This window comes from Mycobacterium sp., assembly GCF_049585075.1.
In the GTDB taxonomy this organism is placed as follows: domain Bacteria; phylum Actinomycetota; class Actinomycetes; order Mycobacteriales; family Mycobacteriaceae; genus Mycobacterium.
The window spans coordinates 1-5,697 of the sequence record NZ_JBAUZA010000145.1 but is presented as its reverse complement, the minus strand read 5'-3'; the positions used below and the strand labels follow the sequence as shown (position 1 = coordinate 5,697).

Annotated in this window: 6 protein-coding genes; 4 read left to right on the top strand and 2 right to left on the bottom strand. The window is 65.5% G+C overall.

All coding sequences use genetic code 11. The annotated features are described in order from the left end of the window. From sucC to WB785_RS06935, 3 genes are all read left to right on the top strand, one after another. Positions 1-1,024 (top strand): ADP-forming succinate--CoA ligase subunit beta (sucC, locus tag WB785_RS06945; RefSeq protein WP_424078067.1); only part of this gene is annotated, 1,024 nt, incomplete at its 5' end. Positions 1,025-1,095: 71 nt separating this feature from the next. Then, the gene (sucD, locus tag WB785_RS06940; RefSeq protein ID WP_424078065.1) at positions 1,096-1,998 is read left to right on the top strand and encodes a succinate--CoA ligase subunit alpha; all 903 of its coding nucleotides are present in this window, start codon (positions 1,096-1,098) and stop codon (positions 1,996-1,998) included. A 6-nt stretch (positions 1,999-2,004) separates the two neighbouring features. Then, positions 2,005-3,522, top strand: coding sequence for an acetyl-CoA acetyltransferase (locus WB785_RS06935; protein WP_424078063.1), 1,518 nt, complete (start codon positions 2,005-2,007; stop codon positions 3,520-3,522). On the opposite strand, the gene WB785_RS06930 is transcribed toward WB785_RS06935, so the two are convergent. Together WB785_RS06930 and WB785_RS06925 are read right to left on the bottom strand one after the other, a co-directional pair. Next, entirely contained in the window at positions 3,523-3,906 is a 384-nt protein-coding gene (locus WB785_RS06930; protein ID WP_424078061.1) for a hypothetical protein, read from the bottom strand. Next, a complete protein-coding gene (locus WB785_RS06925; RefSeq protein ID WP_424078060.1) occupies positions 3,903-4,751 on the bottom strand; it encodes an LLM class F420-dependent oxidoreductase in 849 nt (282 codons plus the stop codon). The genes WB785_RS06930 and WB785_RS06925 overlap by 4 nt, the downstream gene beginning before the upstream one ends. Positions 4,752-4,955: 204 nt before the next feature. Between WB785_RS06925 and WB785_RS06920 the strand changes: the two genes are divergently transcribed. Further along, a partial coding sequence (locus WB785_RS06920) for a DUF5336 domain-containing protein (protein WP_424078068.1) occupies positions 4,956-5,697 on the top strand: 742 nt, incomplete at its 3' end.

Below are 5,697 nucleotides of genomic sequence, written 5' to 3'. Positions count from 1 at the left end.
GGTCAAGACCGGTGGGCGCGGCAAGGCTGGCGGCGTGAAGTACGCAGCGACTGCCGAGGACGCTTACACCCACGCGAAGAACATCCTCGGCCTGGACATCAAAGGCCACGTCGTCAAGAAACTGCTGGTGTCCGAGGCCAGCGATATTGCCGAGGAGTACTACATCTCCTTCTTGCTGGACCGGGCCAACCGCACCTACCTGGCGATGTGCTCGGTTGAGGGTGGCGTGGAGATCGAAGAGGTCGCCGCGACCAAGCCCGAGCGGCTGGCCAAGGTGCCGGTGGATGCGGTTAAGGGAGTCGATCTCGCCTTCGCCCGCTCGATCGCCGAGCAGGGCCATCTGCCTGCCGAGGTACTCGACGCCGCCGCGGTCACGATCTCGAAGCTTTGGGAGGTGTTCGTCGCCGAGGACGCCACTTTGGTCGAGGTCAACCCGCTGGTGCGCACACCTGATGACCAGATTTTGGCGCTGGACGGCAAGGTCACGCTGGACGCTAACGCCGACTTCCGCCAGCCCGGCCACGCCGAGTTCGAGGACCGCGAGGCCACCGACCCGCTCGAGCTCAAAGCCAAGGAGCACGACCTGAACTACGTCAAGCTCGACGGTCAGGTCGGAATCATCGGCAACGGCGCCGGATTGGTGATGTCGACGCTGGACGTGGTGGCCTATGCCGGCGAGAAACACGGCGGGGTCAAGCCCGCTAACTTCCTCGACATCGGCGGCGGCGCGTCGGCTGAGGTGATGGCGGCCGGGCTCGATGTCGTGCTGGGCGACGAGCAGGTCAAGGCCGTGTTCGTCAACGTGTTCGGCGGCATCACCGCGTGTGACGCCGTGGCCACCGGGATCGTGCAGGCGCTGCAGATCCTGGGCCCCGAGGCGAACAAGCCGCTGGTGGTCCGGCTGGACGGCAACAACGTCGACGAAGGCCGGCGCATTCTGGCCGAAGCCAACCACCCGCTGGTGACGCTGGTGCCGACGATGGACGAGGCCGCCGACAAGGCCGCCGATCTGGCGAGCGCCTGACGACGTGGCGATCGCAAGCGCGGCGAAGCCGGGCGCAGCGGGTCGACACTAAAAGAAAGGACCACTGACTCATGGCTATCTTCCTGACCAAAGACAATAAGGTCATCGTCCAGGGCATCACCGGCAGCGAGGCCACCGTGCACACCGCCCGAATGCTGAAGGCGGGCACGCAAATTGTGGGCGGTGTGAACGCCCGCAAGGCCGATACCACCGTCACGCATGAGGACAAGGGCGGCCGGATCATCCAGCTGCCGGTGTTCGGCGGCGTCGCGGAGGCGATGGAAAAGACGGGCGCCGACGTGTCGATCATCTTCGTGCCGCCGAAGTTCGCCAAGGACGCCATCATCGAGGCCATCGACGCGGAGATCCCGCTGCTGGTGGTCATCACCGAGGGAATCCCGGTGCAGGACAGCGCATATGCCTGGGCCTATAACGTGTCCAAGGGCGGCAAGACCCGCATCATCGGTCCGAACTGTCCCGGCATTATCACCCCGGGTGAGGCATTGGTCGGCATCACCCCGGCCAACATCACTGGCAAAGGTCCCGTCGGGCTGGTGTCCAAGTCCGGCACGCTGACCTACCAAATGATGTACGAGCTGCGCGATTTCGGGTTTTCCACATCGATCGGTATCGGCGGCGACCCGGTGATCGGCACCACCCACATCGACGCAATCGAAGCATTCGAGAAGGACCCAGAGACCAAGGTCATCGTGATGATCGGTGAGATCGGCGGCGACGCCGAGGAGCGAGCGGCCGACTACATCAAGGCCAACGTGTCCAAGCCGGTCGTCGGCTATGTCGCGGGATTCACTGCGCCGGAAGGCAAGACGATGGGCCACGCCGGCGCCATTGTGTCCGGATCGTCGGGCACCGCTGCGGCCAAGAAGGAGGCCTTGGAAGCGGCCGGGGTGAAGGTCGGCAAGACGCCTTCGGAAACCGCCGAGCTGGCCCGGCAGATCCTGCAAAGCCTGTAGGCATACATGAACACCCCGGTGGTGGTCGGCGTCGGGCAGGCAGCCGAGCGGATCGACGACGCGTACTACCGGGGCATGTCGGCCGTCGAGCTTGCGGCGGCCGGTGCTCGGGCAGCGCTCGAGGATTGTGGCGCCGACACTGCCAAGGTCGCCGCGGCGATCGACACCATCGCCGGCGTAAGGCAATTCGAGATCTCCGGGCCCGCCGAGGCGGTGCTGGGCAAGTCGAACAACTACCCGCGGTCGGTGGCCAACCGGATCGGCGCTGAGCCCGCCCGCGCCATCTTGGAAGTTGTTGGCGGCCAAGGCCCGCAGCATTTGATCACCGAATTGGCCGGCGAGATCGCCGCCGGCCGATCGGAGGTCGCATTGGTCTTCGGTTCCGACGCGACGTCGACCACCCGCTACTTCGCCGGATCCGAGAATCGGCCGGACTTCTCCGAAACCGTCGACGGCTCGCTGGAGGATCGCGGTCACGGTCTCGATGGACTTATCAGTCGCTACACGGTGATTCACGGGTTGGTCGACGCACCGACCCAGTACGGTCTGCTGGAGAATGCCCGGCGGGCCGGAACCGGGCTCGCGCCGGCAGACTATCTGCGCCGAATGGGCGAGCTGTTCGCTCCGTTCACCGAGGTGGCGGCCGAAAATCCGTTTGCCGCAGCGCCGGTCGAACGTAGCGTCGAGGAACTGATCACCGTCACCGAGCGCAACCGGATGATTTCCGAGCCGTACCCGCGGCTGCTGGTTGCACGTGACCAGGTGAACCAGGGTGCGGCGGCGCTACTAATGTCCGTTGAAGCGGCGCGCAAACTTGGTGTCCCCGAAGAGAATTGGGTGTATCTGCACGGGCACGCCGATCTCGAAGAGCAGAGCCTGCTGGAGCGGCCGGATCTCGGGCACGCCCCGTCGGCAGTGATGGCGGTTCGCGAAGCGCTGGCGGTTGCCGGTATCGGGATCGATGACATCGCCACTTTCGACCTGTACAGCTGCTTTCCAGTACCGGTCTTCAACATCTGTGACGGCATGGGCATCGCGCCCGACGACCGGCGCGGGTTGACGCTGACCGGCGGCCTGCCGTTCTTCGGCGGCGCCGGCAACAACTACTCGATGCACGGTGTCGCCGAGACGATCGCCAAATGCCGAAGCGCGCCTGGACAATTCGGTCTCGTCGGCGCAAACGGTGGCATCTTGAGCAAGTATTCCGTCGGGGTCTACTCGACGACACCCACCGATTGGAAACCGGACCACAGTACGAAGCTGCAGGAACAGATCGGCCAAGCGGCCACCCTGCCGGTGACCGAGCAGGCCGACGGTCCAGGCACCGTCGAGACGTACACGGTCCGGCGCGACGGCGGCCGACCGACCGGGATCATCATCGGCCGGCTCGACGCCGACGACAGCCGGTTTTTGGCGACCGCCGAAGACGACGACTTCATCGGGCTGCTGACCGACGGCGAACCATTGGGTCGGCCGGTCGTCGTGCGCTCGTTCGAGTACGGGAACCGCTGCGCTCTGGGCTGACTAGCTGGCGGCCTTGATGGCGTCGACCAATCCCTGGGTGTCGGCGACCGTGACGGTCAGCGCCGAGTGATCACGCAGACCGATAACCCGGCGGATGCGCGGCTCGAAATGGATGCACACACCTTCGGATGCGTTGGTGCCGAACGTCAGTCCGTCGTCGGCAGCCGATAGCCGGGCGCCGACGGCGGTCCACCATCGGTACGGGCCACTGACGTGCGTATCGTGCACGCGAGACAGCGGCACATCGACGACGAACGGCCCGTAGCGGGCGACCAATCGGCCGTCGTCGGTCACCGTCACACCCTGGGCGCCGGGCCAGGCCCGAAACGGCAACCACATCGGGGCCAGCCGAGGGTCGTAACGATAGGGAAAATGTTGCGTCATACCAGAGCGGCGAGCTTCCCGGCCAATCGTTCCACATATGCGGCGACCTCGTCCTCGGGCTTGTCGGGCAAACCGAACAGCACCTCGGTGACACCCAATTCGGCCCAGTGCGCCAACTTTTCAGGCACCGGCTTGAAATCCAGCGCCACGATCTGCGGCGCTCCGTCGCGTCCGGCGGCTGCCCAGGTGTCCTGCAGCAACTTCACCGGCTCGTCGATGTCGAAGTCGCGCGGAGTGGTGATCCAACCGTCGGCGCTGCGCGCAATCCACTTGAAGTTCTTCTCGTTGCCGGCGGCGCCCACCAACACCGGAATATGCGGTTGGATCGGCTTAGGCCATGCCCAGCTGGGTCCGAAGTTGACGAATTCGCCTTGGTAGGAAGCTTCTTCGTGGGTCCACAACGCGCGCATCGCCTCAAGGTATTCGCGAAGCATGGTGCGGCGCCGCCCAGCCGGGACGCCATGGTCCGCGAGTTCGTCGGTATTCCAGCCGAACCCGACGCCCAGGCTGACTCGCCCACCAGAAAGGTGGTCGAGGGTCGCGATAGATTTCGCCAACGTGATCGGATCATGCTCAACCGGCAACGCCACCGCGGTGGACAGCCGCACCCGCGAGGTGACCGCGCACGCCGCGCCGAGACTGACCCAGGGATCCAGGGTGCGCATGTAGCGGTCGTCCGGCAACGACTCGTCACCGGTCGTCGGGTGGGCAGCCTCGCGCTTGATCGGAATATGGGTGTGTTCGGGTACATAAAAGGTGGTGAAACCATGATTGTCGGCGAGCGTGGCCGCCGCTGCCGGGGTAATACCGCGATCGCTGGTGAACAGCACAAGCCCGTAGTCCATGCAAAGAATTAGAACGTGTTCCAATCTTGCGGGCAAGGCCGGGGGCGTGATGGAGGCGCGCGACCCCGTCGACGCCACGTTGACTCCCGCGCCGTCTACTGGCCAAGGTGCGCTAGCGTGGGTGATCGGCACGCGTCTGCCTGGGAGTACCAGCGCCGCACGACAGTGGCGCCGCAAACAGCACTGGAAGGCACAGGAGAAGCCATGACCTATCCGCCCAGCAGTCCCGGATATCCGCCCGCGCAGTCGCCCGGCGGTTACGGGGCCTCCTCCGCACCCTCGTTCACGAAGTCCGAAGACGGCGAGAGCAATCTGAAGCTCTACCTGACCATCGCTGTGGTGGCTCTCGGTTTGGCCAGTTATCTGCTGAGTTATGGCCCGATGATCACCCGCATCCTGCCCAACGGCGACGAGCTCGTGGAAAGCGGCAGCACGTTGCCGATCGACCTGGCCTTGCTGGCAGCGCTGCTGGCCGGGGTCAGCCTGTTGCCCAAGGCCAAGAACTACGCCGCGGTGGTCGCAGCCGTCGCCGCACTGGGTGGATTACTGCTGATCGAGGACACCATCGGCGCATCCGGCCGCGGGTGGGCGCTGTGGTTTGCCCTGGGCTGCGGGGTGGTTCAGGCCATCCTCGCCGTCAGCACACTTCTGCTGGACGCGGGCGTGATCACCGCACCGGCACCGCGGCCCAAGTACGACCAGTACGCGCAGTACGGTCAGTACGGCGGCTACTACGGTCAGCAGAATCCCTACCAGCAGTCCGGATACGGCTCCCAGTACGGCGGCTACCCGTCGGGGCCGTCGACCGGCGGCTTCGGCCAGGCCGGCCCGCCTTCTGGACCTATCCAGTCGTCGCAGTCCGGACCGCAGCAGGGTGCGCCGCACCAGCAGGGATCGCCCACCCCGCCAACGGGTTTCCCCAGCTTCAGCCCGCCGCCGTCGTCCG